Here is a 26,654-nt window from a genome sequence, read left to right as displayed (position 1 = left end):
TTGGACGAGGCTCCGCATGAGCACTCGCGTGAGCAACCGAATGAAGATCCGAAGGAGCCGCATGAGCGAAGCGCCCGACTGGACCCGACTCCCCGACCTGGCCTGCCGCGCCGTGGGCGGCAGCGTGGCGTGGGCCAACGACGAGTTGTTCGCCGAACGCGAGAACCTGATCCGCAAGCCCGAGCCGGAGTACCGGACCTACACCTTCGGGCACAAGGGCCAGGTCTACGACGGGTGGGAGACGCGCCGCCGGCGTGAGCGGGGCGAGGACCGGGCGATCGTCCGACTCGGCCTGCCGGGCGTGATCCGGGGCGTCGTGGTCGACACCGCGTTCTTCAAGGGCAACTACCCGCCGTTCGCGTCGGTCGAGGCGACCGCCGCCAAGGGCTACCCGAGCCCCGACGAGCTGACCGACTGGGAGACCGTGGTCCCCAAGTCGCCGCTCGCGGGCGACCGGAAGCACTACTTCGAGGTGTCCGCGGAACGCCGCTACACGCACGTCCGGCTGACCATCTACCCGGACGGCGGCGTGGCGCGGCTGCGCGTGTTCGGCAAGCCGGTGGTCGACCCGGACCTGATCGTCCCCGACGCGCTGGACCTCGCCGCGCTGGAGAACGGCGCGTCCGTCATCGGGTGCAGCGACATGTTCTACGGCTCGCCCGCGAACCTGATCGCGCCCGGCCAGGCCACCGTCATGGGCGAGGGCTGGGAGACCGCGCGCCGGCGTGACGACGCGAACGACTGGGTCGAGGTGGAACTGGCCGGGCCGGGCGTCATCCGGCTCGCCGAACTCGACACCAGCCACTTCAAGGGCAACGCGCCCGGCTGGGCGTCGATCCGGGCCAGGAACGCGCGCACCGGCGCCGAGTTCGACGTGCTGCCCCGCACGCGCCTCCAGCCGGACACCCGCCACCGGTTCCGGGTCGACCAGGACGCCGAGGCGACCCACGCGCGGCTCGACATCTACCCGGACGGCGGGATGGCGCGACTGCGGCTGTTCGGCGGCTTGACCCCGGACGGCCTCAGCGAGATCGCCCGGCGCTACCGGGAATCCTCGTGAGCTAACCGAGCGAGTACACGAAAGAGTGTCAGCCCATGGGTTGATCACGGCTAAGACTTCAGTTGGTTGTGGCGTGTTCAGCCGCCCTGGAAGCCTGCGAACACCCGATTGGGTGAACAGGAACTAGGGAGGAACCTGTGCGACCGATCATCCGGGCGCTCGGCGGTGTGGCCACCGCCCTCGCGCTCGTCACGGGGACGACATCCTTCGCCACGGCCGAAACCGATCCGCGAGGCACGCCGGGGATCGACTGGCAGCCGTGCCCCGAACTGGCCGAGGTGGAGTGCGGCACGCTGAGCCTGCCCGTCGACTGGGCGAACCCGCGCGGTGAGATGTTCGACCTCGCGGTGGCCCGTCGCAAGGCCACCGACCCGGCCAAGCGCGTCGGCGTCATGGTCATCAACCCCGGTGGTCCGGGCGGCTCGGGCGTCGACTTCGCCTTGGAGGCGGACGGCTACTTCAGCCCGGAGGTCCAGGAGCGCTTCGACATCATCGGGTTCGACCCGCGCGGTGTCGCCCGCAGCCAACCGGTGCAGTGCTCGCTCGAAGTCCTGATGAAGCAGCCGTCGCTCTACCCGGAGAACCAGCAGGAGTTCGAGGCGCTCGCCGCCTACAACCGCGAGCTGGCCGCCGACTGCCGCGAGAACAGCGGCCCGATCTACGACCACGCCGACACCGGCGCGGTGGTCCAGGACATCGACGCGCTGCGCCGGGCGCTCGGCGAGCGGAAGATCAACTACTTCGGCGTCTCGTACGGCACGCTGATCGGCCAGCAGTACGCCGAGCGGTACGGCCGCGACATCCGCGCCATGGTGATCGACTCGAACATGGACCACAGCCTGGGCACGTGGCGGTTCAACGAGACCGAGGCCGCGACCGCCGAGTCCTCGTTCGAGGAGTTCGTGAAGTGGTGCGACCGCACCGAGTCGTGCGCCCTGCACGGCCGGGAGGTGGCGAAGTTCTGGGACAACCTGCTCGAGCGCGCCGACCGCGGCGAGATCGTCGACCCCGCGAACCCCGACTACGAGGTGCCCGCCGAGGCCATCATCCGCACCGCGTTCGGTGCGTTCTACGGTCCCCGGTGGGCGCAACTGGCCGAGTTGCTGGCCGCCCTGGACGCGGGACCGGCGACACCGTCCGCCTTCACCGCGCAGGTGGAGACGGCGAACAACCCGTTCCCGGCGGTGTTCTGCCAGGACTGGGCCATCCGGGTCAAGGACTACCGCGAGTTCTCCGCCCTGGTGGACCGGGCGAACCAGGTCGCGCCGCACATGCGCGGCTCGTCGCTCGGCCACAGCGCCATCGCGGGCTGCGTCGGCCTGCCGGAGAAGGTGAACAACCCGCAGCACCGGCTCAAGATCAAGGACGCGCCGAAGATCCTGATGACGAACGCCCTCTACGACCCGGCCACCGGGTACGAGTGGGCCGTCAACGCGCACCGGCAGAGCCGTGACACCACGGTCCTGCTGACCTACGAGGGCTGGGGCCACGGCGTCTACCGCCGCAGCGAGTGCACGGTCGACGCCACGGACGACTACCTGATCAACCTCAAGACGCCGCGCCCGGGCGCGCGGTGCGCCGCGGTCGAGCCGCCGACGCAGTCGATCGCGTCCCTGGACGCGGAGTCGGCGCCGCCCGGTCCGACCCCGGCCATCCCGGGTTGGCTCGAGTAGCGGGAACCCGACGAGCCGAGGCCGCCTCCACCACCCGGTGCAGGCGGCCTCCGTCGCTCCGGCGGGCACGGTGACCCACCGTCGCAAGGGCGCCCCGCGCGCTCACGCGAACCACCGCAAAGGCGGGTTCCCTCCCACGTTCCGTCACCGGAAATTCCACGGTCACGGGGGCTGGTCGCAGGCGGAAGCACTTGCTTCAAGCGTGCGAAACCTGGCCGTAACACCGGGAGCCGGACAGTTCACGCGCGCGAAACCTCGTGCGCAACCGCGTGAAACAGGACATCCCGATGCTCCCTGCAACCGACGTGCAGTGGAGGTCGACGTGGATACAGGGGACACCGCCTGGGTGCTCATCAGTGCCGCACTGGTGCTGTTGATGACGCCGGGACTTGCCTTCTTCTACGGGGGCATGGTCCGGTCGAAGAGTGTGCTCAACATGATGATGATGAGCCTGGGCGCAATCGCCGTGGTCGGTGTGCTCTGGGTGCTGGTCGGCTATTCCATGGCCTTCGGCGGTGACGTCGGCGCGGGCCTGCTGGGCAAGCCGTTCGAGTTCTTCGGCCTGGACGGCCTGCTGGGCGCGGACTCGCTCGCCGGGACGATCCCGACCACCGTTTTCGTCGCCTTCCAGGCGATGTTCGCGATCATCACGGTGGCGCTGATCTCCGGCGCGATCGCCGACCGCGCCCGCTTCGGGCCCTGGCTGCTGTTCGCCGGCCTGTGGGCGGTGCTGGTGTACTTCCCGGTCGCGCACTGGGTGTTCGACTTCGACGGCAAGGACGCCGACGGCAACGTCGTCGACCCGGGCGGCTGGATCGCCAACGACCTGCTCGCGATCGACTTCGCCGGCGGCACCGCGGTCCACATCAACGCCGGTGCGGCGGGCCTCGCCCTGGCGCTCGTCCTCGGCAAGCGCGTCGGCTGGCCGAAGGACCGGATGAAGCCGCACAGCCTGCCGCTGGTCGTGCTCGGCGCCGGTCTGCTGTGGTTCGGCTGGTTCGGCTTCAACGCGGGCTCCGCGCTCGGCGCGAACGGCATCGCCGGCGTCACGTTCGTCAACACCCTGGTCGCCACCTGCGCCGCGATGCTCGGCTGGCTGGTCGTGGAGCGCATCCGCGACGGCAACGCCACCACGCTCGGTGCCGCGTCCGGCGTCGTCGCGGGTCTGGTCGCCATCACCCCGGCCTGCTCCTCGGTCACCCCGCTCGGCGCCATCGCGATCGGCGCGATCACCGGCGCCCTGTGCGCCCTGGCGGTCAGCCTCAAGTACCGCTTCGGCTTCGACGACTCGCTCGACGTGGTCGGCGTGCACCTGGTCGGCGGCCTCTCCGGCACCATCCTGATCGGCTTCTTCGCCAGCGCCGACGCCCCGGCGGGCATCAACGGCCTCTTCTACGGTGGCGGCGTGGACCAGCTGTGGCGGCAGGCCGTGGGCGCGCTCGCCGTGCTCGCGTACTCGTTCGTGCTCAGCCTGATCCTGGGTTACCTGGTCAAGCTCACCGTCGGCTTCCGCGTCGACGAGGAGTCCGAGGTGGGCGGCATCGACGAGGCCGAGCACGCGGAGACCGCGTACGAGTTCGGCAGCGGCCTCGGCACCCGTGCCGGCAGCAAGCCCAGTGTCGCCGCCGGCGCCACTGCGGTCCTTGAGGGGAGCACCAAGTCATGAAGCTGGTCACCGCGATCATCAAGCCGTTCACCCTCGACGACGTGAAGGCATCCCTGGAGCAGCTGGGTGTGCTGGGCATGACCGTCAGCGAGGTGCAGGGCTACGGCAGGCAGAAGGGCCACACCGAGGTCTACCGCGGCGCCGAGTACGCCGTCGACTTCGTGCCGAAGCTGCGGATCGAGGTGCTGGTGGACGACGCCGCCGTGGAGAAGACCCTCGACGCCGTCGTGGAAGCCGCCCGCACCGGGAAGATCGGCGACGGGAAGGTCTGGGTCACCCAGGTCGACACCGTCATCCGGGTCCGGACCGGGGAGCGCGGCTCGGATGCCCTATAGGGCTCCGGAGTAGGGACGGGGGACGGCCGTATGGAGAACGCCGAGACGGCCGTCGTCACGGCTGACGACCTGGTGCGAGCACGCGATCGGCTGCTCGCGCCAGGTCGGCGCCGTTTGACGGGGGAGTCGCTGCGCGAGGCGCTGGTGGACCTGCACGAGTTCTGGCTCACCGCGCACGCCGCGCAAGCGGGCGTCGGTGGACCGGGCGGTGGCGTCGCGCTGGTCGCCGTGGGGGGTCTGGGCAGGCGGGAGCTGGTGCCCTACTCCGATCTGGACCTGCTCCTGGTGCACAACGGGCACAAGGGCGTGGACCAGGTCGCCGAGAAGCTCTGGTACCCGCTGTGGAACTCCGGCATCGGCCTGGACCACTCGGTGCGCACGGTCGGCGAGGCGCTGCGCGTCGCCTCCGGTGACCTGCGCACCGCGTTGGGGCTGCTGGACATCCGCCACATCGCGGGCGACCAGGTGATCAGCCAACGGCTGGCGGACAGCTCGCGCCAGGCGTGGCGCTCGGGGGTGCGCACGCGGCTGGACGAGATGGCCGAGTCGGCGTCGCGGCGGTGGGCGCGCAGCGGGGAGATCGCGCACCGCGTGGAGCCGGACCTGAAGCACGGCCGGGGCGGGCTTCGCGACGTCACGCTGCTGGACGCGTTGAGCGCGGCGCAGCTGACCGACCGGCCGTCCGCGGAGGTCAACGACGCCCGCAAGCTGCTGCTCGACGTGCGCACCGAACTGCGCCGGGTGGCCGGGAAGCCGCGGGACGTGCTCCGCGCCCAGGACGGCGACGAGGTGGCCACCGCGTTGGGCCTCCAGGACCGCTTCACGCTGGCCCGCGCGATGTCATCGGCGGCCCGGACGATCGTGTACGCGGTGGACGTGGCGATGCGCACAGCGCGCGCTGCCGTTCCCAAGCGTGGACTGGGTGTGTTCGCCCGTTCCCCGCTCAGGCGCGCACCGGCGAGGCGTCCGCTGGACGAAGGCGTGGTGCTGCACGGCTCCGAGGTGGCGTTGGCACGTGACGCCATGCCGAACCGGGACCCGGCGCTGCTGCTCCGCGTCGCCACGGCCGCCGCCCGCAGCAAGCACCCGATCGCCGCGGGCACGTTGGCCAAGCTCGCCGACTCCGCCCCCGAGCTGCGCCAGCCGTGGCCCAGGGAGGCGCGGGAGGAGCTGCTGGCCCTGCTGGGCAGCGGCACGGGCCTGATCGACGTGGTCGAGGCGCTGGACCGCACCGGTCTGTGGGGCAGGCTCTTCCCCGAGTGGGGCGCGGTGCGGGACCTGCCGCCCCGTGACGCCGCGCACACGTGGACCGTGGACCGCCACCTGGTGCAGGCCACCGCGCACGCGGCACGCCTGGTGACCAGGGTGTCGCGGCCGGACCTGCTGCTGCTCGGCACGCTGGTGCACGACATCGGCAAGGGCAGGCAGGCCGACCACTCCGAGGTCGGCGCCGCGATCACCACCCAGATCGCCGAACGGCTCGGCCTGTGGCCGCAGGACGTCGCCACGCTCACCGCCCTGGTGCGCCACCACCTCCTGCTGCCGCACACGGCGACCCGCCGCGACGTGGAGGACGAGGCCACCGTGCGCCGCGTGGTGGACACCCTCGGCGGCGACCCGGTGCTGCTGGAACTGCTCTACGCGCTGGCCGAGGCGGACGCCGTGGCGACAGGCCCCGGCGTCTGGTCGGACTGGAAGGCGTCGCTGATCAGCGACCTGGTGGCGCGCTGCCGGACGGCGATGGCGGGCGACCCGCTGCCCAAGCCGGAGCCGCTGGAGCAACGCCAGCAGGACCTCGCGGAGGCCGTGCTGGCCAGCGGCCGGCCGGACGTGCTGATCGACCCGGCCGACCACGCGGCCACGGTCACGGTCGTCGCGCCCGACCGTCCGGGCCTGCTCTCCCGGGCCGCCGGCGTGCTGGCGCTCAACTCCCTGGAAGTGCACGCCGCGACCCTCCGCTCGCACGGTGATCCCTCCCTCGGGGCGGCGGCGGTCGACGTGTTCACGGTGTCGCCCAGGTTCGGCTCCCTGCCGGACGTGTCCCTGTTGCGCGAACAGCTCACCAGGGCCGTGGACGGCACCTTCGCGCTGGCCGACAAGCTCGCCGCGAAGGAACGCGACTACGGCGGCCCGCCCGCGGACCCGCCGCCGCCGAAGGTGCTCTGGTTCGACGACGAGTCGTCCGGCGCGGTGGTGCTGGAACTGCGCGCGGCCGACCGGATCGGCCTGCTGCACCGGGTCGCGGACGCGTTGGAGCAGTCCGGTGTGGACATCGTGTGGGCGCGGGTGTCCACATTGGGCTCCACGGTCGTGGACTCGTTCGCGATCACCGTGCCGGGCGGGGTGGAGGGCATGGACGCCGACCGGCGGCGCAAGGTCGAACGGGCGGTTCTGCACGCCGCGGGGTGAAGCCCCCGGGGAGGTTGCGTAGCTCTACGCACAACCGACCACGGGTGCTCACGCTGCCGCCGGACCCCGTGCCCCGGCAGACTTCCTGTCGTGGCACGGGGGTCCGCCCGGACCGGGGGGCGGGGCGGGGGAGTGTCGCCGGCGAGTGGTCGGGGGCGGCCCATCGAGGGGTTGGGCCGACCCCGACCACACCTCGGAACTCGTGATCGCCCGGAACGTCTCTTTAGTATGGATGCGATGACCGCTGTCGCCGTGAGGCCGCGCTCGCTGATCGTGCTGGCCGGACTGCCGGGAGCGGGCAAATCGACTCTGCTCGCCGCCGCCGACACGGGTGGCGAGCCCGCCGTCGTGCTGGATTCCGACCAGGTGCGGACCAGGCTGCGCGCCCTCTTCCCGAAGTCCGTCCCGTACCGCCTCTACCGACCGCTGGTGCACCTCGTGCACCGTGCCCGAATCCTGTGGTTCGCGATCACCGCGACCGGCCTCCTGCTGGTCCACGAACCGTCCACCCGCCCCACCACCCGCGCCGGACTGGTCGTCGTCGGCCTGCTCACCGGCAGGCCACGGCACTTCCTGTGGCTCGACGCCAGCCCGGAGGAGGCGCTGTCCGGCCAGGTCAAGCGGGGCAGGCTGATCCGCTCCCGGTCGTTCACCCGGCACGTCCGCCGCGCGGCCGGCCTGCGCCCCCGCTTCGCCGCCGGTGTACCGCCGCGCGGCTGGCAGGGCCTCACCCTGCTGACCCGCCGGGACCACCTGCGGCTGTCGGTCACCCCGGCGTGAACGGCTACCCTGGGAAGCCAGGAAACCACTGACGACGTGCGAGGTCTGGCGGCAACGTGTTCAACACCCTTTCCGACCGGCTCACCTCGGTCCTGCAGAACCTGCGGGGCAAGGGGCGGCTCACCGAGGCCGACATCGACGCGACCGCGCGCGAGATCCGGGTCGCGCTGCTGGAGGCCGACGTCGCGCTGCCCGTGGTGCGGACGTTCATCGCGAAGGTCAAGGAGCGGGCCAAGGGCGCCGAGGTCAGCCAGGCCCTGAACCCGGCCCAGCAGGTCGTCAAGATCGTCAACGAGGAGCTGGTCGGCATCCTCGGCGGGGAGACCCGCAGGCTCAACCTGGCCAAGAACCCGCCGAGCGTGATCATGCTCGCGGGTCTCCAGGGCGCCGGCAAGACGACCCTGGCGGGCAAGCTCGCCAAGTGGCTCAAGAACCAGGGCCACACCCCGATGCTGGTGGCCTGCGACCTCCAGCGACCCAACGCGGTCACCCAGCTCCAGGTGGTCGGCCAGCGCGCGGGCGTCCCGGTGTTCGCCCCCGAGCCGGGCAACGGCGTGGGCGACCCGGTCGACGTGGCCCGCAAGGGCATCGAGGAGGCCAAGCGGGCCCAGCACGACATCGTGCTGGTCGACACCGCGGGCCGCCTCGGCGTGGACGAGGAGATGATGCGGCAGGCCGCTGACATCAGGACCGCCACCAGCCCCGACGAAGTGCTGTTCGTGGTCGACGCGATGATCGGCCAGGACGCGGTGAACACCGCGACCGCGTTCGCCGAGGGCGTCGGCTTCACCGGCGTGGTGCTCACCAAGCTGGACGGCGACGCCCGCGGTGGCGCCGCGCTCAGCGTCCGCGAGGTCACCGGCCAGCCCATCCTGTTCGCCTCGAACGGGGAGAAGCTGGAGGACTTCGACGTCTTCCACCCGGACCGGATGGCCAGCCGGATCCTGGGCATGGGCGACATGCTCACCCTGATCGAGCAGGCGGAACAGGCGTTCGACGCGGACCAGGCCGAGGCCGCCGCGGTCAAGATGGGCTCCGGCCAGCTCACGCTGGAGGACTTCCTGGAGCAGATGCTCGCCCTGCGCAAGATGGGGCCGATCGCGAACCTGCTGGGCATGCTGCCCGGCGCGGGCCAGATGAAGGACCAGCTGGCCGGGTTGGACGAGAAGCACCTCGACCGGGTCCAGGCCATCATCCGGGGCATGACCCCGGCCGAGCGGGACGACCCGAAGCTCATCAACGCGTCCCGGCGGCTGCGCATCGCCAACGGCTCGGGCGTCCGGGTCAGCGATGTGAACGACCTGGTCAACCGCTTCTTCGAGGCCCGCAAGATGATGAGCCAGATGGCCGGCCGCTTCGGCCTGCCCGGCGCGGGCGGCAAGAACACCCGCAAGGGCAAGGGCAAGAAGGGGAAGAAGGGCAAGGGCCGCGGCCCGACGCCGCCGAAGGTGCGCGGCGGGTTCCCCGGCATGCTCCCCGGCGGTGGCATGCCCGGCATGCCACCCCAGGGCGGCGCGAACGAACTCCCGCCCGGTCTCGGCGGGCTCGACCAGCTGCCACCCGGCTTCGACCCGTCGAAGCTGAAGTTCGGCAAGTGACCGGCCTGCACCTGCGGGGCGTGGTCCTCCCCGGGGGCGACGCCCCGCAGGACGTGTGGGTGGTCAACGGCCGCATCCGCACCCGGCCCGTCCCGGGCGCCACCACCGTGGTCGACGGCGGCTACCTCGTGCCCGGCCTGGTGGACGCGCACTGCCACGTGGGCCTGGGCGCCGACGGCGCGGTGGACCTGCCCGAGGCCGTCGACCAGGCGTTGGCGGACCGGCGGGCGGGCACGCTGCTCATCCGGGACTGCGGCTCGCCGCTGGACACCCGCCCGTTGCAGGAGCGGCTGGACCTGCCCCGGATCATCCGCGCGGGCAGGCACCTGGCCCGGCCCAAGCGGTACATCAAGTACATCGGCGTGGAGGTCGAGGACCCGGCCGACCTGCCGGCCGCGGTGGCCGAGCAGGTCGCCGAGGGTGACGGCTGGGTCAAGCTCGTCGGCGACTGGATCGACCGCGGCACCGGCGACCTGGCGCCCCTGTGGAGCCAGGACGTCCTCACCGAGGCGATCAAGGTCGCGCACGAGAACAAGGCCAGGGTCACCGCGCACGTCTTCGGCGAAGAGGCACTGCCCGCCCTGATCGACGCGGGCATCGACTGCATCGAGCACGGCTCCGGCCTGACCGACGACACCATCGCGCGGATGGCCCGCCGCGGCACCGCGCTGGTGCCGACCCTGATCAACATCGAGAACTTCCCGGCCATCGCGGCCGGCGCGGAGAAGTACCCGGTCTACCAGCGCCACATGCGGGACCTGTACGAGCGGAACACCGACACGGTCGCCAAGGCCGTCGAGGCGGGCGTCCCGGTGTACGCGGGCACCGACGCGGGCGGCGGTATCAAGCACGGCCGCATCGTGGACGAGATCCAGGCCCTGACGAGGGTCGGCATGAGCCCTTCCCAGGCCCTCGGCGCCGCCTCCTGGGCCGCGCGCGAGTGGCTCGGGTTCCCGTCGCTGACCGAGGGCGCGGCAGCCGACGTCGTGGTCTACGACACCGACCCGCGGACCGACCTCGACGCCCTGCGCCACCCGAAGCTCGTGATGCTGCGCGGCCGGATCCACGGCTGACCCGGACCGACGGCCCCACGACAATCCGGCGGGAAGGTGCTCCGGGCGCAATTCTTCCTGCGCCCGGTGACCCCGCTGCGGCCGTCAGGGTGATCTTGAACGACCTCGTGCGGTCACCCCGACCCCCGGACCACTACGTTCGGACGAGTGGAGGAACAGCGGGACCAGGACACCGGCAGGGCGCACTGGGGTTTTCTGGCGTTCTTCACCGGGCTCGCGGGCTACCACCTCGCGACGCTCGTCTTCACCGCCGCGACCGCCGACCGCTTCGCCGAAGTGGACATCACCGATCCACCGGTCCTCGGCCCGCTGCTGCTCCTGGTCTTCCTGCCGAACGTCCTGCTCGGCCTCGGCCCCGTCGTCGTCTCCTGGCGCAGGGGCAACGGGCCGAACAAGGACTTCGGCCTCGTCCCGACCTGGCGTGACGTCAAGGTAGGCCTGGCCGCCGGCGGCGCCGCGCTGCTGGCCGCCTGGCTCGTCGGCGCGCTGCTGCTGCGCTTCAACCCCGACCAGTCCAGCTCCCTGGAGCAGATCGGGGCGCTCTCCGGCGGCCGCACGGTCTGGCTGGCCGCGGCGGCGCTGTTCGTCCTCATCGGTGCTCCGCTGACCGAGGAAGTCCTCCTGAGGGGAGCGCTGTGGCAGGCACTGGCCCACTACAAGATCCCCAGACTGGCGGTCCTCGCCTTCACCGCCCTGATCTTCGCCTTCCTGCACGAGGAGAGCTGGCGCATGATCGGCTTGTTCGCGCAGGGGCTCGCCATCGGCGCGGCCCGCATGATCACCGGCCGGGTGGCCGCCAGCGTCGTCGCCCACGCGGCGAACAACCTGCTGCCCGCCGTCTACCTGTACACCGGCTGACTAGGGTGGATGGCTGTGACACCATCGGATGAACCTCCGACAGGCCTGATCGCCAGCGTCCGCGCCGTCGGGCGTGAGCCGGAACCGGCGCGCACCGGCCAGCGCTGGGGCTTCGGCGCGTTCCTGCTCGTCGAGGCGATCTTCGTGCTCAGCGCGGTGTTCATCACCGCGTTGGCCCGCACCTCGGGCACGGACCTCAACCGCTCCGTCACGTTCATCCTGGTCGGCTCGATGGTGCCGACGGTGCTGGCGGCGGGCGTCGCGGTCGCGATCACGTACGTGCGCGGCAACGGGCCGTTCCACGACCTGCGGCTGGCCTGGGACTGGGCGGACGTGAAGGTCGGCCTCAAGCTGGGCGCGCTCGGCCTGGTGCTGACCTACGTGGCCGCCGTGATCTGGTCGAAGGTGGTCGGCGACAAGAACGCCACCTCCGCCATCGGCGAGCTGGTGGACGGCGCCGGCCTGCCCCTCGGCGCCGCGATCGTGATGTTCCTCTACGTGTGCTTCCTGGGCCCGGTGTGCGAGGAGGTCATCTACCGCGGCCTGCTGTGGGGCGCGATCGAGCGGCAGCGCTGGAGCCGGTGGGCGGCGTTCGTGCTCACCACGGTCATCTTCGCGGCCAGCCACCTCGAACCGCTCCGGACGTCGCTGCTGATCGTCATCGCGCTGCCGATCGGCATCGCCCGCCTGATCACCCGCAGGCTCACCGCGAGCGTCGTCGCGCACGTGATCAACAACTTCCTGCCCGGCCTGACCCTGCTCCTCGTCTCGGTCGGGGTGATGCCCGCGTGATCGACCTCAACAGCGACCTCGGTGAGGGCTTCGGCATCTGGCGCCTGGGTGACGACGAAGCCCTGCTCGACATCGTGACCAGCGCGAACGTGGCCTGCGGCTTCCACGCCGGCGACCCGTCGACCATGCGTCGGGTCTGCCGGCGGGCCGCGGGCGCGGGCGTGGCCGTGGGCGCCCAGGTGTCCTACCGCGACCTGGCCGGCTTCGGCCGCCGGTTCATCGACGCCGACCCGGCCGAACTCGCCGACGAGGTCCTGTACCAGATCGGCGCGCTGGACGCCTGCGCCAAGGCCGCCGGCACTGCGGTCGACTACGTGAAACCGCACGGCGCGCTCTACAACGCCACCGTCCACCACGACGCGCAGGCCAGGGCCGTGGTGGACGGCGTCAAGGCGTTCGGGGACCTGCCCGTCCTCGGCCTGCCCGGGTCCCGGCTCCTCCACCACGCCGAGCGGGCCGGCCTGCGCCCGGTCCGCGAAGCGTTCGCCGACCGCGCGTACACGCCGGAGGCCACCCTGGTGCCGAGGACGCAGCCGAACGCCGTCCTGACCGGCACGGACGACGTCGTGGCCCGGGTGCTGAGGCTCGCCCGGCACGGCGAACTGGTGGCCGTCGACGGCGCCGTCCTGAAGGTCGAAGTCGACTCGATCTGCCTCCACGGCGACACCCCGGGGGCGGTCGACCACGCCAGGGAAGTCCGCGGCGCGCTGGAGCGGGCGGGCATCCCCGTGGCCCGATTCGTGTCGCGCTAGAGGCGTCTGGCAGAATGGTCGGTTGTTCGCCGAGGTCGGTCCCTCTCACCGTGCCGTGGCGCCCCAGACACTGGGCTTTCACCACCCGTGCCCCACTCGGGTGAGGACTGCCCGCACCTGAGCACATCGAGAGCACGAGGAGCACCCACACCCGTGGCCGTCAAGATCAAGCTTCAGCGGCTTGGCAAGATCCGTCAGCCGTACTACCGGATCGTCGTCGCCGATGCCCGCGTCCGCCGCAGCGGCAAGGCCATCGAGACGATCGGCAAGTACCACCCCAAGGAAGAGCCGTCGTTCATCGCCGTGGACAGCGAGCGCGCGCAGTACTGGCTGGGTGTCGGCGCGCAGCCGACCGAGTCCGTGCAGCGGCTGCTGGAGATCACCGGTGACTGGCAGAAGTTCAAGGGCCTGCCGGGCGCCGAGGGCACGTTGAGGGTCAAGGAGCCCAAGACGAGCAAGGCGGAGCTCTTCGCCGCCGCGCTGGCCGCCGCGGGCGACGCCCCGTCGACCGACGCGACGACCCCGAAGAAGAAGTCGCCGAAGCGCGACGACGCCAAGAAGGCCGACGCCGAGAAGGTCGAGGCCAAGAAGGCCGACGCCGAGAAGGTCGAAGCCGAGCCCGCCGCCGAGGCAGCCAAGGACGAGGCGTGAGCTTGTTGGCTGACGCTCTCGAACACCTCGTTCGGGGCATCGTCGACCACCCGGACGACGTCCGGGTGAACCTGGTCACGACCCGACGCGGTCGCACGCTGGAGGTCCACGTCCACCCGGACGACCTCGGCAAGGTGATCGGCCGCAGCGGCCGCACCGCGACCGCCCTGCGCACCGTGATGGCCGGTATCGGTGGTCGTGGCGTGCGTGTCGACGTGGTCGACACCGATCGCTGACGCGCACATGGACGTCGTCGTCGGCCGAGTGGCCAAGGCGCACGGGATCAGCGGCGAGCTCGCTGTCGACGTGCGCACGGATTCACCCGGGACCAGGTTCGCCCTGGGTTCGGTGCTGACCGCCAAACTGCGCGACGGCACGTCCCGCAACCTCACCGTCGCAGCCGCCCGGAACCACTCCGGGCGGCTGCTGGTGCGTTTCGAGGAAGTGCTGACCCGCGACGTGGCGGAGACGCTGCGCGGCACGGTGCTGCTGGGCCGCACCGAGGACCTGCCGCCCACGGACGACCCGGACGAGTTCTACGACCACGAGCTCGAAGGGCTGACGGCCGAGCTGGTCGACGGCACCCGGATCGGCACCGTGCTGGAGATCGTGCACGGGCTGGGCGGCGAGCTGCTGGTCGTCAAGCGCGAGAACGGGGACGAGACCCTGGTGCCGTTCGTGCGCCAGATCGTGCCGACGGTGGACATCGCCGGCCGGCGCGTGGTGATCGACCCGCCCGAGGGCCTGCTCGATGCGGATTGACGTCGTCACGATCTTCCCGGAGTACCTGGACCCGCTGCGCGCCGCCCTGCTGGGCAAGGCCATCGACAAGGGCCTGATCAGCGTCGGCGTGCACGACCTGCGGGGCTGGACGCACGACGTGCACAAGGCGGTCGACGACAGCCCGTACGGCGGTGGTCCGGGCATGGTGATGAAGCCCCAGGTCTGGGGTGACGCGCTGGACCAGGTCTGCACCCCGGCCACCCGGCTCGTCGTGCCCACGCCCGCCGGCCGCCCGTTCACCCAGCGGTTGGCGCACGAGTACGCCGCGGAAGAGCACCTGGTGTTCGCCTGCGGCCGGTACGAGGGCATCGACCAGCGGGTGGTGGACGACGCGTCCCGCCGGATGCGCGTGGACGAGGTCTCCATCGGCGACTACGTCCTCGTCGGCGGCGAGGTGGCCGTCCTGGTGGTGGTCGAGGCGGTCGTCCGGCTGCTGCCGGGCGTGCTGGGAAACCCCAAGTCGGCCGCCGAGGACTCGTTCTCCGACGGCCTGCTGGAAGGCCCCAGCTACACCCGCCCCGAGGTGTGGCGCGACCTCGCGGTGCCGGAGGTGCTGCGTTCCGGCAACCACAAGGCGATCGACCGCTGGCGGCGCGACCAGTCGTTGCGCCGCACCCGCGAACGCCGTCCCGAGCTGCTCGACGCCCTGCCCGAGGGCGCGCTCGACAAGCACGACCGCAAGCTGTTGGACGGCCTGGACTGACGTGCCGGGCGGGGGCGATTTCGTGCCGCCGACCCTCGTCTGGCACACTGGACAGGTTGCTGCACCCGGTTCAACTCATCCGGCGTGCGCTAGGCCCGCCCCCGTGCGCGTGTGTAACTTGAGATAGTCCGCGCCCTGGGGGAGTACGCAATACACGTGAGGACGAGGACGGACCACCGATGAACACCCTGGACGCTCTTGACGCCCAGTCGCTGCGCTCCGACATCCCCAGCTTCCGGCCGGGCGACACGCTGAAGGTCCACGTCCGCGTCATCGAGGGCTCCCGCGAGCGGGTCCAGGTGTTCCAGGGCGTCGTGATCCGCCGCCAGGGTGGCGGCATCCGTGAGACCTTCACCGTCCGCAAGGTCTCGTTCGGTGTCGGCGTCGAGCGCACCTTCCCGGTGCACTCCCCGAACATCGCCGAGATCGAGGTCGCGACCCGCGGCGCCGTCCGCCGGGCGAAGCTGTACTACCTCCGCGACCTGCGCGGCAAGGCCGCCAAGATCAAGGAGAAGCGCGAGGCCCGGCCGGCCTCCTGACGCCGGGCACACGCGGAAGCAGTAGCCTGCCCACGTGGCAGATCCCGTGCACCGCTCCGCTGACGAAGACGGTCAGGAACCCGCAGCCGAGTCCATTGCGGACCCGGCTGCGGGTGGCAAGTCCAAGAAGGACAAGAAGAAGCCCCCGCTCTGGCGCGAACTGCTCGTGCTGGGCGCCACGGCTCTCGTCCTGACGATCCTGATCCAGACGTTCCTCGCGCGGGTGTACGTGATCCCGTCGCAGTCGATGGAGGAGACCCTCCACGGCTGCCCCGGTTGCAAAAACGACCGGGTGCTGGTCGACAAGCTGGTCTACGACTTCGCCGAGATCGAGCCGGGCGAGGTCGTCGTGTTCCGCGGCCCCGAGACGTGGGGCAACAACGACTTCAACTCCGCCCGCTCGGACAACCCGATCGTGGCGGGCATCCAGTCGGTGGCCTCGCTGGTCGGCCTCGCGCCGCCGGACGAGCGCGACTTCGTCAAGCGGGTCATCGCGGTCGGCGGCCAGACCGTCGAGTGCTGCGACGAGCAGCACCGGGTGAAGGTCGACGGCAAGCCGCTGGACGAGCCGTACATCTACTGGCAGCCCGGCACGTCTCCGGAGAACCACGACCCGTTCGAGCCGGTCAAGGTGCCCGAAGGCCACCTCTGGGTGATGGGTGACAACCGCACGAACTCCACCGACTCGCGCAAGCAGGGCGGCGGCGGCGTGGCGGGCACCGTGCCGGAGGACAACGTCATCGGCAAGGCGCGGGTGATCGTGCTGCCGCCCGGCCGCTGGCAGGGCATCGGCGACCACAACCCGCAGGCCCTCGCGATCGGCGCGCCCGCGTGGCAGGCAGGTGTCCCGGCGGGCGCCGGACTGGCCGCGGCGTGGCCCGTGCTGTTCCTCGGGCGGAAACTGCGCAGCCGGTTGACCAGGGCCTCACAGGCCTCGTCGGTACGCTGACCGGGTGGTAGACGTCGCACCGTCCCGAGGTCCCTCCGACGAGGGGGACCCGGAGCACGAGGAGAAGGTCGAGCAGTGGCGTGCCCGCGCGCGCAAGACGGCCAAGGGCAAGGGGTCGTTCTGGAAAGAGCTGCCGATCCTGATCGGTGTCGCGGTGCTGCTCGCGGTGCTCATCCAGACGTTCCTGGCGAAGGTCTACATGATCCCGTCGGAGTCGATGGAGCAGACGCTGCACGGCTGCTCGAACGGGTGCTTCGGCGACCGGGTGCTGGTCGACAAGCTGACCTACGACTTCTCCGAGCCCGAACCGGGTGACGTGATCGTCTTCCACGGCCCGGACACCTGGATCAACCAGGACTTCGTGGCCGCCGAGCCGACCAACCCGATCGCCCGCGGGCTCCAAGGCCTCGGTTCGCTGCTGGGATTCCCGTCGGCGAACCAGGAGGACTTCGTCAAGCGGGTCGTCGCGGTCGGCGGGCAGACCGTGAAGTGCTGCGACGACCGCAACCGGGTCGTGGTCGACGGGAAGCCGCTGGACGAGCCGTACGTGTACTGGGCGCCGGGGCGCAGCACGGTGCAGGAGTCGTTCGCGGACCTGGAGGTCCCAGAGGGCTACCTGTTCGTGATGGGTGACAACCGGAACGACTCGTGCGACTCGCGCTGCCAGGGCGACGGTCGCGAGGGCGGTCTGGTGCCGGTGGACAACGTGGTGGGCAAGGCGCGGGCGATCGTGCTGCCGCCCGGCCGCTGGCAGGGCGTGGGCGACCACGACCCGCAGGCCGTAACTCTCGGGGCGCCCGCGTGGCAGGACGCGCTGCCGGCCGGAGCGGGTTTGGCGGCGGCGTGGCCGGTGCTCCTGCTGGGCAAGCGGGCCAGGGCGCGTTTTCGGAGCGGGCGGCTGGGATAGGGTCGACGGGTGATCCGCAAGCCGCCTCGCGTCCAGGTTCGGCAAACCGCGGGCATCTGGGCGTTCGAAGCCGCGTTGGCCCGGCGTGGTCTCGGTCCGGTGGCCGGTGTGGACGAGGCCGGTCGCGGCGCCTGCGCGGGGCCGCTGGTCGTGGCGTCGTGCGTGCTCAAGCCGGGTGACGCGGCGAAGTTCGACGGGCTCACCGACTCCAAGCTGCTCACCGCCGCCGCGCGGGACCGCATGTACGACGTGGTGCTCAAGCGCGCGCTCGACTACGCGGTGATCGTGATCCCGGCCGCCGAGGTCGACTTGATCGGCGTGCACGTGGCGAACCTCGAAGGCATGCGTCGTGCTGTCGCTCAACTGGGCGTACATCCGGGGTACGTGTTGACCGACGGCTTCCCGGTCCCCGGCCTCACCGCGCCCAACATGCCGGTGGTCAAGGGCGACCGGGTGGCGGCGTGCGTCGCGGCGGCGTCCGTGCTGGCCAAGGTCACGCGGGATCGGATCATGACCCGGATGCACGAGGAACTGCCCGTCTACGGGTTCGACGTGCACAAGGGCTACAGCACCCCCGAGCACACCGAGGCGCTGGCGGAACACGGCCCGAGTGCGCAACACCGCTGGTCGTATGCGAACGTGTCGGCCGCGGCGCTCCGGCACGGACTGGAATCGCCGCACCCGGTGGCGCGCGGTGTGGTTGCCGCCGCCGTGGTCCAGAATGGGCCAACCCCGCAGACCAGCGGTGGCAGGCTCGCGACGAGGAGGGGCGCGGATTCGATGATTACCCGCGCGGAGGCGTAATGAGTGCAGAGGATCTCGAGAAGTACGAGACCGAGATGGAGTTGTCGCTGTACAAGGAGTACCGCGACATCGTCAGCCAGTTCTCGTTCGTCGTGGAGACCGAGCGGCGGTTCTACCTGGCCAACTCGGTGGACGTGCAGGTCCGCAACGCGGACGGCGAGGTCTACTTCGAGGTGCGGATGTCCGACGCGTGGGTGTGGGACATGTACCGCCCCGCCCGGTTCGTGAAGAACGTCCGGGTGATCACCTTCAAGGACGTCAACGTCGAGGAGCTGGACAAGCCCGACCTCAGGTTGCCCGAGGACGGTCCGTTCAACTCCTGATACCCGCTGAGTCGCAGGGGCCTGCCCATCGGGCGGGCCCCTTTGCGTCATTCCCGCCTTCCAGTCCTGCCCTTACCTGTCCTGACTGTGCCCTGGTCGTTCCGGCCTTCCCTGCCGATAGCACCCCGCCCCGACAACCGCCCGGGCTCTGTCCACAGCCCGCTGAGTTGTCCACAGCCGGCCGGTTGCCCGTGGCCGCCCCTCCACCACCCCGGCAAGGTCGCACCAAGACCGATTCCGGAGGAGTGGGGCATGAACACGGCGACCGATCTGGGCAGGCGCGGCGAGGACGCGGCGTGCCGCTACCTGGAGCACCAGGGCCTGTCGATCCTGGCCCGCAACTGGCGGTGTGACGAGGGCGAGCTGGACGTCGTGGCGACGGACGGCGCGCGGCTGGTGGTGGTCGAGGTGAAATGCCGTTCGGGCACCACGCGGGGGACACCCCTGGAAGCCGTGACGCCGGAGAAGCTCGACCGCGTGCGGAAATCGGCGCTGCGCTGGTTGAGCGCCCACCGGATCGGCCGGGTGGACATCCGCTACGACGTCATCGCGATCGAGTGGCCGCCCGCCGGCCAGGTCCGCCTGCACCACTTGCGAGGTGTCTGATGGCGCTCGCGCGAACGTGGTCCGTGGCGTTGTCCGGCGTGGACGGCGTCCCGGTGGAGATCGAGGCCGACGTGGGCGTCGGGACCGTGAAGACCCAGCTCCTCGGCCTCCCCGACGCGGCCCTGCACGAGTCGAAGGACCGGGTGAAGGCGGCGGTGCGCAACAGCGGCCACGACTGGCCGTCCCAGCGCGTGACGCTGGGCCTGTCCCCGGCCACCCTGCCGAAGAACGGCTCCGGCTACGACCTGGCCATCGCGTGCGTCGTCCTGGCGGCGGCCCAGGCGATCCCGGGGGACCGACTGGCGGGCACCGTCCTCTTGGGCGAGCTGGCGCTGGACGGCCGGGTGCGCACGGTCAGGGGTGTCCTGCCGGCCCTGATGGCGGCCAGGAGGGCAGGCCTGACCCAGGTGATCGTCCCGGTCGACGCGCTCCACGAAGCGGCCTTGGTGGACGGCCTGACCGTGTGCGGCGCGGCCACCCTGACCGACGTCCTGGAGTGGCTGGCCGGCCGGGAAACGCTCCGCCACACCACCCCGCCCACCATCGTCCCACCACCGGACGGCCCGGACCTGGCCGACGTCGTAGGCCAACCGGAAGCCAGGTGGGCGCTGGAGGTCGCCGCCGCCGGGGGGCACCACATCCTCCTGACCGGCCCACCGGGCACCGGGAAGACGATGCTGGCCCAACGCCTGGCCGGCCTCCTCCCGCCGTTGTCGATGGAGGAGGCGCTGGGCGTCACGGCCGTGCACTCCATCGCCGGTCTCCTCACGCCGGAGGCCCCGCTGGTCTCCGCGCCGCCGTTCGTCTCGCTGCACCACTCGACGTCGATCGTCGCGTTGGTCGGCGGCGGCACCGGTCTGGCCAAGCCGGGGGCGATGAGCCGGGCCCACCGGGGGGTGCTGTTCCTGGACGAGGCACGCGAGTTCGGCCTGGGGAAGCTGGAGGCCCTGCGCACGGCGTTGGAAGAGGGCGAGGTCCGCCTCGCCAGGCGTGACGGCATCACCCGCTACCCGGCCCGGTTCCAGTTGGTGATGGCCACCAACCCCTGCCCCTGCGCGCCTCCGAAGGACATCGACTGCATCTGCCTCCCGGCGGCCAGGAGGCGGTACGAGACGAAGCTGTCCGGCCCCTTGCTGGACCGGGTCGACCTGAGGGTGGTGATGCGTCCGCTGACCGTGATGAGCCGTGAGTTCGTCGCCGATCCGGAGCCCACCGCGACCGTGCGCGAACGGGTGCACAAGGCCAGGACGCGGGCGGCGGAGCGCTGGGGCGAGCACGGCTGGTTCACCAACGCCGAAGTGCCCGGCCCGGTGTTGCGGACGGAGTTCGCCCTTCCCCGGGAGACGACGTCGATCCTCGATCGAGCGCTCGCCAAGGGCGTTCTGACTGGCCGGGGGTCGGATCGTTGTCTGCGAGTCGCCTGGACGTTGGCGGACCTGGCGGAGGTCGGCCGGCCCACGGCGGACCACGTGGCAGCGGCGCTGGAGTTCCGCGAGCGGAGGATGTGGTGAGCACCGACGCGGTCCGGCTGGCCCGCGCCTACCTGTCGCGGGTGGCCGAGCCGCCCGCCGTGGCGCTGGTCGGGCTCGTTGCCGAAGTGGGGCCGGTGCGGGCGGCCGAGCTGGTTCGGGCCGGGGAGGTTCCCGGGGCGGTCGACAGCGAGACGTCCGCCCGGCGGTCGGTGGATCAGGCCGAGCGTGACCTGGAGGTCGCGGCCGAGGTCGGCGGGCGGTTGGTGGTTCCCGAGGATGACGAGTGGCCCCGGTGGCCCTTCAACGCGCTGGCCATCGCCGCGGCCAACGGGCTTCGGTGCGGCGTGGAGCCGCTGGCGTTGTGGGTGCGCGGTGAGTTCAGCCTTGCCTCGCTCACCGAGCGGGCGGTTGCGGTGGTGGGCAGTCGGGCCGCTTCCGGGTACGGGCAGCACGTCGCCGGTGAATTCGGGCACGGGCTGGCCGAAGCCGGTGTCACGGTGGTGTCCGGCGCCGCTTACGGCATCGACGGCGCCGCTCACCGGGGCGCGATCACGGCGGGCGGGATGACCATCGCCGTGCTCGCTTGCGGGGTCGACATCGCCTATCCCGCCGGTCACCGAGCCTTGCTGGAGCGCATCCCAAGCCAGGGCCTGCTCGTCAGCGAGTACCCGCCGACCCACACGCCGGCCCGCCACCGGTTCCTCACCCGGAATCGGCTCATCGCGGCGCTGGCGGAGGGGACGGTCGTGGTCGAAGCGGGTCAGCGCAGCGGGGCCAAGAACACGGCCGCGTCCACGGCGGCGCTCGGGAGGGTGCTGATGGCGGTTCCGGGGCCGATCACCTCGGCCAGTTCGTCGGGCTGCCACGAGCTGCTGCGGTCGGGGAGCGCGTTGCCGGTCACCAGCGTCGCCGAGGTCATCGAGTCGACCGGCCGGCTCGGCGTCGACCTCGTCGAGGCGAGCCGGAAGCTCGACACCGGGCCGCCGCAGGGTGACGCGATGCGGGTCTTCGAAGCCTTGGGCCTCTCATCCGGGCACGGTCCGGAGATGATCTCAGTGGAGTCCGGCGTGGAGCTGTCGCGGGTGCGGGCCTTGCTGCCACAACTGGAACTGGCCGGTCTCGCAGAAAGGGTCGAAACAGGTTGGAAGCGCTCCCAGATGGAGAGTTGGCGTGGCGATACTTGACCAAGGGCGCTCAAGGGCGGAGCGTCAGGGGCTATGTCCCCGCCGCCGCCCGCTCGGACACGTCGTGTCGAACTTGTCCGCCTGCGCCGTGCGCTGCCCGGAGACGTGACGACAGCCCTGGACCGCTACGAACGCCACCTCGCCATGGAACGCGGCCTGTCCCCGCACACGGTTCGGGCTTACCTCGGCGACGTGGTGGCGTTGTTGGTCCACTTAGCCGGCGGAACGCCCGACGACGTCACCGTGGAAGCGATCGACCTGCCGGGCCTGCGGTCCTGGTTGGCTTCCCAGCACTCCGCCGGTGCGAGCCGCACGACGATGGCCCGCCGTGCCGCCTCCGCACGCACGTTCACCGCGTGGGCGGCCCGGAACGGCCTGCTCGCCGCCGATCCGGGGCCGCGACTCTCCGCACCCCGACCCCGTCGGACCTTGCCCGCGGTGCTGCGGCCGGACCAGGCCGGCGCGGCGATGGCCGCTGCGGAAGTGGGTGCCGAACAGGGCGATCCGGTTGCGCTCCGTGACCAAGCCGTGGTGGAGTTGCTGTACGCAACAGGCGTCCGGGTCGCCGAGTTGTGCGGTCTCGACCTCGACGACGTGGACTACTCCCAAAGGGTGATTCGGGTTCTGGGCAAGGGGAGTCGCGAACGCACCGTGCCGTTCGGCGTTCCGGCCGAACGTGCTGTACGACGGTGGGTGGAACACGGCCGATCGGCGCTGGTCAACGACCGTTCACAACGGGCGCTGTTGATCGGCGCGCGAGGCGGCAGGCTCGACCCGCGTACCGCCAGGCGGATTGTCCACGATGTAGTGGGTGCGGTGCCCGGAACGGCCGACACCGGACCGCACGGCCTGCGCCACTCCGCGGCCACGCACCTGTTGGAAGGGGGAGCGGACCTGCGCACAGTCCAAGAGCTTCTTGGTCACGCTACGCTCGCAACGACTCAGCTCTACACACACGTCACCGTCGAACGGCTGAAGGCGATCCATGACCGAACCCACCCCCGCTCCTGACGTCGCAGGGGGAGGTTCGCGGACCGCAACCGTGACCTCTTCCTCCGCCGCGCACGTCGGGACCTCGTCGGCGGCGCGCACCCCGGCTGGGACGAACGGTCACCGCGTCGACGGCGAGCACCTGCGCGGCGAACACCCGCGCGACCAGCACCAGCGGGACAAGACCCACCGCGACCAGCCCCCGCACGACGAGCCTCGGAACGGCGCACCCCTGTCCGACGAATCCCTCCGCACAGAGCCTCTCCGCGACGAGCCCCACCTCGACGAACCTCTCGGCGCGGCCTTGCCGGCTGACCGCCTGCCCGGTGACGTCCTGCCCGGTGACGTCCTGCCCGGTGAACCCATGCCCGACGACTCCCTTCCCGGTCCCCTTCCCGACTCGATCCCGGACGAACTGCCGCGCAACGGGCACGCCGTCGTGGCAGCGGTGGTCGGGAGGCCGGCGCACGGGGCGTCCGAGCGCACCGCGGATGACGTGGAAGCCGGGATCATCGCGCTCTGGCACACCTACGGCCAGTCGCGGCAGCAGGGTCTGCGGGACCGGCTCGTGCTGCACTACGCGCCGTTGGTGAAGTACGTCGCGGGCCGGGTCGGCACCGGTCTGCCCGCGCACGTGGATGTCGGCGACCTGATCCAGTCCGGCATCTTCGGCCTGGTCGACGCGATCGAGAAGTTCGAGCCCGAGCGCGGACTGAAGTTCGAGACCTACGCGATGCAGCGCATCCGCGGCGCGATCCTCGACGACCTCCGCTCGCAGGACTGGGTACCGCGCTCCGTCCGCAGCCGGGCCCGTGACGTCGAGCGGGCGCTGGAACGCCTGGGCGCCCGCCTCCAGCGCACCCCGACCGACCGGGAGCTGGCCGCCGAGCTGAAGATCGGGCTCGGTGAGCTGCGGGAGCTCTACGCGCAGCTCCAGCTGACCAGCGTCGTGGCGCTGGACGAGCTGATCGCGGCCGGGCGCAGCACCGGTGGAGCGGGCTCGTCACTGGCCGAGTCCCTGCCCGACGAGGGCGCGGAGGACCCGATCGCCACGCTGGTCGACTTGGACAGCCGCCGCCAGCTCGCCGACGCGATCGCACAGCTCGCCGAGCGAGACCGGGTCGTGGTCACGCTGTACTACTTCGAGAACCTGACATTGGCCGAGATCGGCAAGGTCCTGGGCGTCACCGAATCCCGAGTGTGCCAGCTGCACACCCGCGCGGTGTTGCGCCTGCGCACCAAGCTGAACGAACAGCTCGAGTCCTAACCGCTTCCTGCCCGGCCGGCTGTCCGGGCAGCCCCGGTCGACCGACCCTTGGGGCGGCCGGGCCTATCAGGTCGCCGGTCGGTCAGCCGGTCGCGCTTGGGCAACCGTTCGGTCGGGCGAGCCGTCGGTCAGGCGGTCGCGCGGTTGTGCGGTCGGGTGGACCAGGCAGCCGGCCGGATCGGACGGGCCTGCGGGGCCTGGTGCGTCCGTGATCAGGTGGTCTGCCGCCGGATGGTCGATGGTCTCCGGCCGAGTGGGCGGCCTGGGACGAGCGGGTTCGGCGGACCTGAGGTCGGGCAGGCCTGTGGATCGGCCGGATCGGTGGCCGGGCGGTCTGCGGCAAGCCGGGTGTGCGCCAAGCCCGGGTGCGGCTGGCGGGGCATGTGATCGAGCAGTGCCAGCGGCCAGCCAGGCGAGCGATCGGTCGGTCGGTCGGGCTTGCGGTCGGCTGGGTATGCGATCGGTTGGGTATGCGATCGGTTGGGTGTGGTGCAGGGCGTGGTGTGCGGGCTTCTGCGGTCCGGAGGTCCGGCGGCTGGGTGGGCGCATGGCCCAGTTGCGGAGCGCACCGGCGGTTGGTGGCTGGCGGTTGGGTGGGTCAGTGGTGGGCTGGCGGTTGGGTGGTGGCGCGGTCGCGGTGGTGGCGGTCGGCGGTCGGCCCGAGTGTGAGTGGGTCAGCGGTCGGGTTGGGTGGGGGCGTCCGCCCTTGGCAGCAGGCGGACGGGGCCGGTGGAGAGCAGGCGCAAGGGATCCAGGTAGGCGCGTGCGGGGGATGTTCGCAGTGCTCCCCAGTGGAGGCAGGCTTCGGTCGGGCAACCCTCGTGGCCTGGGCGGAGTGTGCCGATCCGGTCTCCTCGGCGTACCAGTTGCCCCCTCCGCACGGTCACGTCCACCGGCTCGTACGTGGTCCGCAGGCCACCGGCGTGCAGCAGCGAGATCACCGGCCGGTCCGCCACCGGACCCGCGTGCAGCACCACCGCGTCTCCGGCAGCCAGCACGGCGGCGCCTGGCGGTCCGGCCAGGTCCACGCCCCGGTGACCGGCGGCGTACGCGGTCTCCGGGGCCTCGAACACGCGGACCACTTCACGTGGTGGGGCCAGCGGCCAGGCGAACCGGGTTGGGCGGGACGCCCGGCCCGACGCCGTCAAGGGCACCAGAGGTACCGTCATGAACGTTGTCAAGGCCAGGACCAGCAGTGTTCGCATGGTGGGAGTCATGGGTCCAGCGTTCCGGGGCGGACCGGGGGCTACCAGTGGCTTCGTCGGAACTGTGGACAACTGCGGGGGCTGTGGACAACTCAGGGCCGGTTCGTTGTCCCCGCCCTGACCGGCGTACACTCGGTCCGCGGCCCGTGCAAGTGCGGGACGACTTCGCGTGCCAATGCAGACCCGACCCGTTCCCACGGCCGGGTCACGGCGTCCGGCGGTCCTGAGGCGAAAACCCTCCGGTTCGGACGACGGCAAGGGCACCAGGGCGGCGGTCCGACCCGGCCCGCCGCGACGAACCGGAACGCGTGCCGGCCTCGAAGCCCGGCGCGCCTGATCGAAGAGGTGCGAACCCGGCCATGGCCGTCGTCACCATGAAGCAGCTGCTCGACAGCGGCGTGCACTTCGGGCACCAGACCCGCCGCTGGAACCCGAAGATGAAGCGCTACATCTTCACCGAGCGCAACGGCATCTACATCATCGACCTCCAGCAGACGCTGACCTACATCGACCGGGCTTACGAGTTCGTTCGGGAAACGGTCGCGCACGGCGGTTCGATCCTGTTCATCGGCACGAAGAAGCAGGCGCAGGAGGCCATCGCCAACGAGGCCCTCCGCGTCGGCATGCCCTTCGTGAACCAGCGCTGGCTGGGCGGCATGCTCACCAACTTCTCCACGGTCCACAAGCGCCTCCAGCGGCTCAAGGAACTCGAGTCGATGGAGCAGACCGGCGGTTTCCAGGGTTTCACCAAGAAGGAAATCCTGATGATGAACCGTGAGAAGGACAAGCTGGAGCGCACGCTCGGTGGTATCCGCGACATGTCCAAGGTGCCCAGCGCCGTGTGGATCGTGGACACCAAGAAGGAGCACATCGCCGTCGGCGAGGCGCGCAAGCTGAACATCCCGATCGTGGCGATCCTCGACACGAACTGCGACCCGGACGAGGTCGACTACCCGATCCCGGGCAACGACGACGCGATCCGGTCCGCCGCGCTGCTGACCAAGGTGGTGGCCGAGGCCGCCGCCGCCGGTCTGATGGCGCGCTCCGGCGCCCGCACCAAGGCCGCCGAGGGCGAGGACAAGCCCGAGCCCGGCCAGGACGAGCCGCTGGCCGAGTGGGAGCAGGAGCTGCTGGTGGGCGCGGACGTGCCCGCCGCCGCTGCCGCCGCTCCCGAGGCGCCGGCTGCCGAGGCGCCGGCTGCCGAGGGCAGCGAGCCCGCGCAGTCCTGATCAGTCACGCGCCGCGCCCACCCGTGAACGGTGGGCGCGGCGCGCG

27 protein-coding genes are annotated in these 26,654 nt (G+C 71.3%); 26 read left to right on the top strand and 1 reads right to left on the bottom strand.

Annotated elements, in window-relative coordinates; all coding sequences use genetic code 11:
- The first annotated feature begins 61 nt into the window (after positions 1-61).
- The 25 genes from alc to ACRAKI_RS29775 all read left to right on the top strand — a co-directional run bounded on the left by alc (position 62) and on the right by ACRAKI_RS29775 (position 24,174).
- The gene (alc, locus tag ACRAKI_RS29895) at positions 62-1,060 is read left to right on the top strand and encodes an allantoicase (protein WP_447003825.1); all 999 of its coding nucleotides are present in this window, start codon (positions 62-64) and stop codon (positions 1,058-1,060) included.
- A 137-nt stretch (positions 1,061-1,197) separates the two neighbouring features.
- A complete protein-coding gene (locus tag ACRAKI_RS29890) occupies positions 1,198-2,733 on the top strand; it encodes an alpha/beta hydrolase (protein ID WP_447003824.1) in 1,536 nt (511 codons plus the stop codon).
- Positions 2,734-3,055: 322 nt separating this feature from the next.
- On the top strand, positions 3,056-4,399 hold the full coding sequence (locus tag ACRAKI_RS29885; RefSeq protein ID WP_447003823.1) for an ammonium transporter: 1,344 nt from the start codon (positions 3,056-3,058) through the stop codon (positions 4,397-4,399).
- Complete coding sequence (locus tag ACRAKI_RS29880; protein WP_447003822.1) at positions 4,396-4,734, top strand: P-II family nitrogen regulator; 339 nt, start codon at positions 4,396-4,398, stop codon at positions 4,732-4,734. Before ACRAKI_RS29885 ends, ACRAKI_RS29880 begins: the two co-directional genes overlap by 4 nt.
- 30 nt (positions 4,735-4,764) lie before the next feature.
- On the top strand, positions 4,765-7,143 hold the full coding sequence (locus ACRAKI_RS29875) for a [protein-PII] uridylyltransferase (RefSeq protein WP_447003821.1): 2,379 nt from the start codon (positions 4,765-4,767) through the stop codon (positions 7,141-7,143).
- Between the two features lie 237 nt (positions 7,144-7,380).
- The gene (locus ACRAKI_RS29870; RefSeq protein WP_447003820.1) at positions 7,381-7,923 is read left to right on the top strand and encodes an AAA family ATPase; all 543 of its coding nucleotides are present in this window, start codon (positions 7,381-7,383) and stop codon (positions 7,921-7,923) included.
- 56 nt (positions 7,924-7,979) lie between these two features.
- Positions 7,980-9,521, top strand: a complete 1,542-nt coding sequence (gene ffh, locus ACRAKI_RS29865) for a signal recognition particle protein (protein ID WP_447003819.1) — start codon at positions 7,980-7,982, stop codon at positions 9,519-9,521.
- Positions 9,518-10,594, top strand: a complete 1,077-nt coding sequence (locus tag ACRAKI_RS29860) for an amidohydrolase family protein (protein ID WP_447003818.1) — start codon at positions 9,518-9,520, stop codon at positions 10,592-10,594. Before ffh ends, ACRAKI_RS29860 begins: the two co-directional genes overlap by 4 nt.
- Positions 10,595-10,741: 147 nt before the next feature.
- On the top strand, positions 10,742-11,452 hold the full coding sequence (locus ACRAKI_RS29855) for a CPBP family intramembrane glutamic endopeptidase (protein ID WP_447003817.1): 711 nt from the start codon (positions 10,742-10,744) through the stop codon (positions 11,450-11,452).
- A gap of 9 nt (positions 11,453-11,461) precedes the next feature.
- The gene (locus ACRAKI_RS29850) at positions 11,462-12,244 is read left to right on the top strand and encodes a CPBP family intramembrane glutamic endopeptidase (RefSeq protein WP_447003816.1); all 783 of its coding nucleotides are present in this window, start codon (positions 11,462-11,464) and stop codon (positions 12,242-12,244) included.
- The gene (locus ACRAKI_RS29845; RefSeq protein ID WP_447003815.1) at positions 12,241-12,996 is read left to right on the top strand and encodes a LamB/YcsF family protein; all 756 of its coding nucleotides are present in this window, start codon (positions 12,241-12,243) and stop codon (positions 12,994-12,996) included. Before ACRAKI_RS29850 ends, ACRAKI_RS29845 begins: the two co-directional genes overlap by 4 nt.
- A 153-nt stretch (positions 12,997-13,149) precedes the next feature.
- Complete coding sequence (gene rpsP / locus ACRAKI_RS29840) at positions 13,150-13,647, top strand: 30S ribosomal protein S16 (protein ID WP_447003814.1); 498 nt, start codon at positions 13,150-13,152, stop codon at positions 13,645-13,647.
- On the top strand, positions 13,644-13,883 hold the full coding sequence (locus ACRAKI_RS29835) for an RNA-binding protein (protein WP_015104447.1): 240 nt from the start codon (positions 13,644-13,646) through the stop codon (positions 13,881-13,883). The genes rpsP and ACRAKI_RS29835 overlap by 4 nt, the downstream gene beginning before the upstream one ends.
- Before the next feature lie 7 nt (positions 13,884-13,890).
- On the top strand, positions 13,891-14,409 hold the full coding sequence (rimM, locus tag ACRAKI_RS29830; protein WP_447003813.1) for a ribosome maturation factor RimM: 519 nt from the start codon (positions 13,891-13,893) through the stop codon (positions 14,407-14,409).
- Positions 14,399-15,133 carry a tRNA (guanosine(37)-N1)-methyltransferase TrmD gene (gene trmD / locus ACRAKI_RS29825; protein ID WP_447003812.1) on the top strand — a complete coding sequence of 245 codons (735 nt, stop codon included), beginning with the start codon at positions 14,399-14,401 and terminating at the stop codon, positions 15,131-15,133. The genes rimM and trmD overlap by 11 nt, the downstream gene beginning before the upstream one ends.
- Positions 15,134-15,312: 179 nt before the next feature.
- Positions 15,313-15,672, top strand: a complete 360-nt coding sequence (rplS, locus tag ACRAKI_RS29820; protein WP_033437630.1) for a 50S ribosomal protein L19 — start codon at positions 15,313-15,315, stop codon at positions 15,670-15,672.
- A 34-nt stretch (positions 15,673-15,706) separates the two neighbouring features.
- Entirely contained in the window at positions 15,707-16,621 is a 915-nt protein-coding gene (lepB, locus tag ACRAKI_RS29815; RefSeq protein WP_447003811.1) for a signal peptidase I, read from the top strand.
- Positions 16,622-16,625: 4 nt separating this feature from the next.
- Positions 16,626-17,528 (top strand): signal peptidase I, encoded by a 903-nt coding sequence (gene lepB / locus ACRAKI_RS29810; RefSeq protein ID WP_447003810.1) that lies wholly within the window; start codon positions 16,626-16,628, stop codon positions 17,526-17,528.
- Positions 17,529-17,537: 9 nt separating this feature from the next.
- Entirely contained in the window at positions 17,538-18,332 is a 795-nt protein-coding gene (locus tag ACRAKI_RS29805) for a ribonuclease HII (protein WP_447003809.1), read from the top strand.
- Positions 18,332-18,655 carry a DUF2469 domain-containing protein gene (locus tag ACRAKI_RS29800; RefSeq protein ID WP_015104440.1) on the top strand — a complete coding sequence of 108 codons (324 nt, stop codon included), beginning with the start codon at positions 18,332-18,334 and terminating at the stop codon, positions 18,653-18,655. The genes ACRAKI_RS29805 and ACRAKI_RS29800 overlap by 1 nt, the downstream gene beginning before the upstream one ends.
- A gap of 252 nt (positions 18,656-18,907) precedes the next feature.
- Positions 18,908-19,261: a YraN family protein gene (locus tag ACRAKI_RS29795; RefSeq protein WP_447003808.1), complete on the top strand. Its 354-nt coding sequence runs from the start codon at positions 18,908-18,910 to the stop codon at positions 19,259-19,261.
- The gene (locus ACRAKI_RS29790; RefSeq protein ID WP_447003807.1) at positions 19,261-20,772 is read left to right on the top strand and encodes a YifB family Mg chelatase-like AAA ATPase; all 1,512 of its coding nucleotides are present in this window, start codon (positions 19,261-19,263) and stop codon (positions 20,770-20,772) included. Before ACRAKI_RS29795 ends, ACRAKI_RS29790 begins: the two co-directional genes overlap by 1 nt.
- Positions 20,769-21,917 (top strand): DNA-processing protein DprA, encoded by a 1,149-nt coding sequence (gene dprA / locus ACRAKI_RS29785; protein WP_447003806.1) that lies wholly within the window; start codon positions 20,769-20,771, stop codon positions 21,915-21,917. The genes ACRAKI_RS29790 and dprA overlap by 4 nt, the downstream gene beginning before the upstream one ends.
- A gap of 33 nt (positions 21,918-21,950) precedes the next feature.
- Positions 21,951-22,928, top strand: a complete 978-nt coding sequence (locus tag ACRAKI_RS29780) for a tyrosine recombinase XerC (protein ID WP_447003805.1) — start codon at positions 21,951-21,953, stop codon at positions 22,926-22,928.
- A gap of 343 nt (positions 22,929-23,271) precedes the next feature.
- Positions 23,272-24,174, top strand: coding sequence for a FliA/WhiG family RNA polymerase sigma factor (locus ACRAKI_RS29775; RefSeq protein WP_447008559.1), 903 nt, complete (start codon positions 23,272-23,274; stop codon positions 24,172-24,174).
- A gap of 674 nt (positions 24,175-24,848) precedes the next feature.
- Here the strand turns inward: ACRAKI_RS29775 and ACRAKI_RS29770 are convergent.
- The gene (locus ACRAKI_RS29770; RefSeq protein WP_447003804.1) at positions 24,849-25,343 is read right to left on the bottom strand and encodes a M23 family metallopeptidase; all 495 of its coding nucleotides are present in this window, start codon (positions 25,341-25,343) and stop codon (positions 24,849-24,851) included.
- Positions 25,344-25,738: 395 nt separating this feature from the next.
- Here ACRAKI_RS29770 and rpsB point away from each other — a divergent pair, with 395 nt between their 5' ends.
- Complete coding sequence (rpsB, locus tag ACRAKI_RS29765) at positions 25,739-26,608, top strand: 30S ribosomal protein S2 (RefSeq protein ID WP_447003803.1); 870 nt, start codon at positions 25,739-25,741, stop codon at positions 26,606-26,608.
- The last annotated feature ends 46 nt before the right edge of the window (positions 26,609-26,654 follow it).

The organism is Saccharothrix isguenensis (assembly GCF_052936305.1).
The sequence above is the reverse complement of the archived record's forward strand: the minus strand, read 5'-3'. Positions and strand labels throughout refer to the sequence as shown.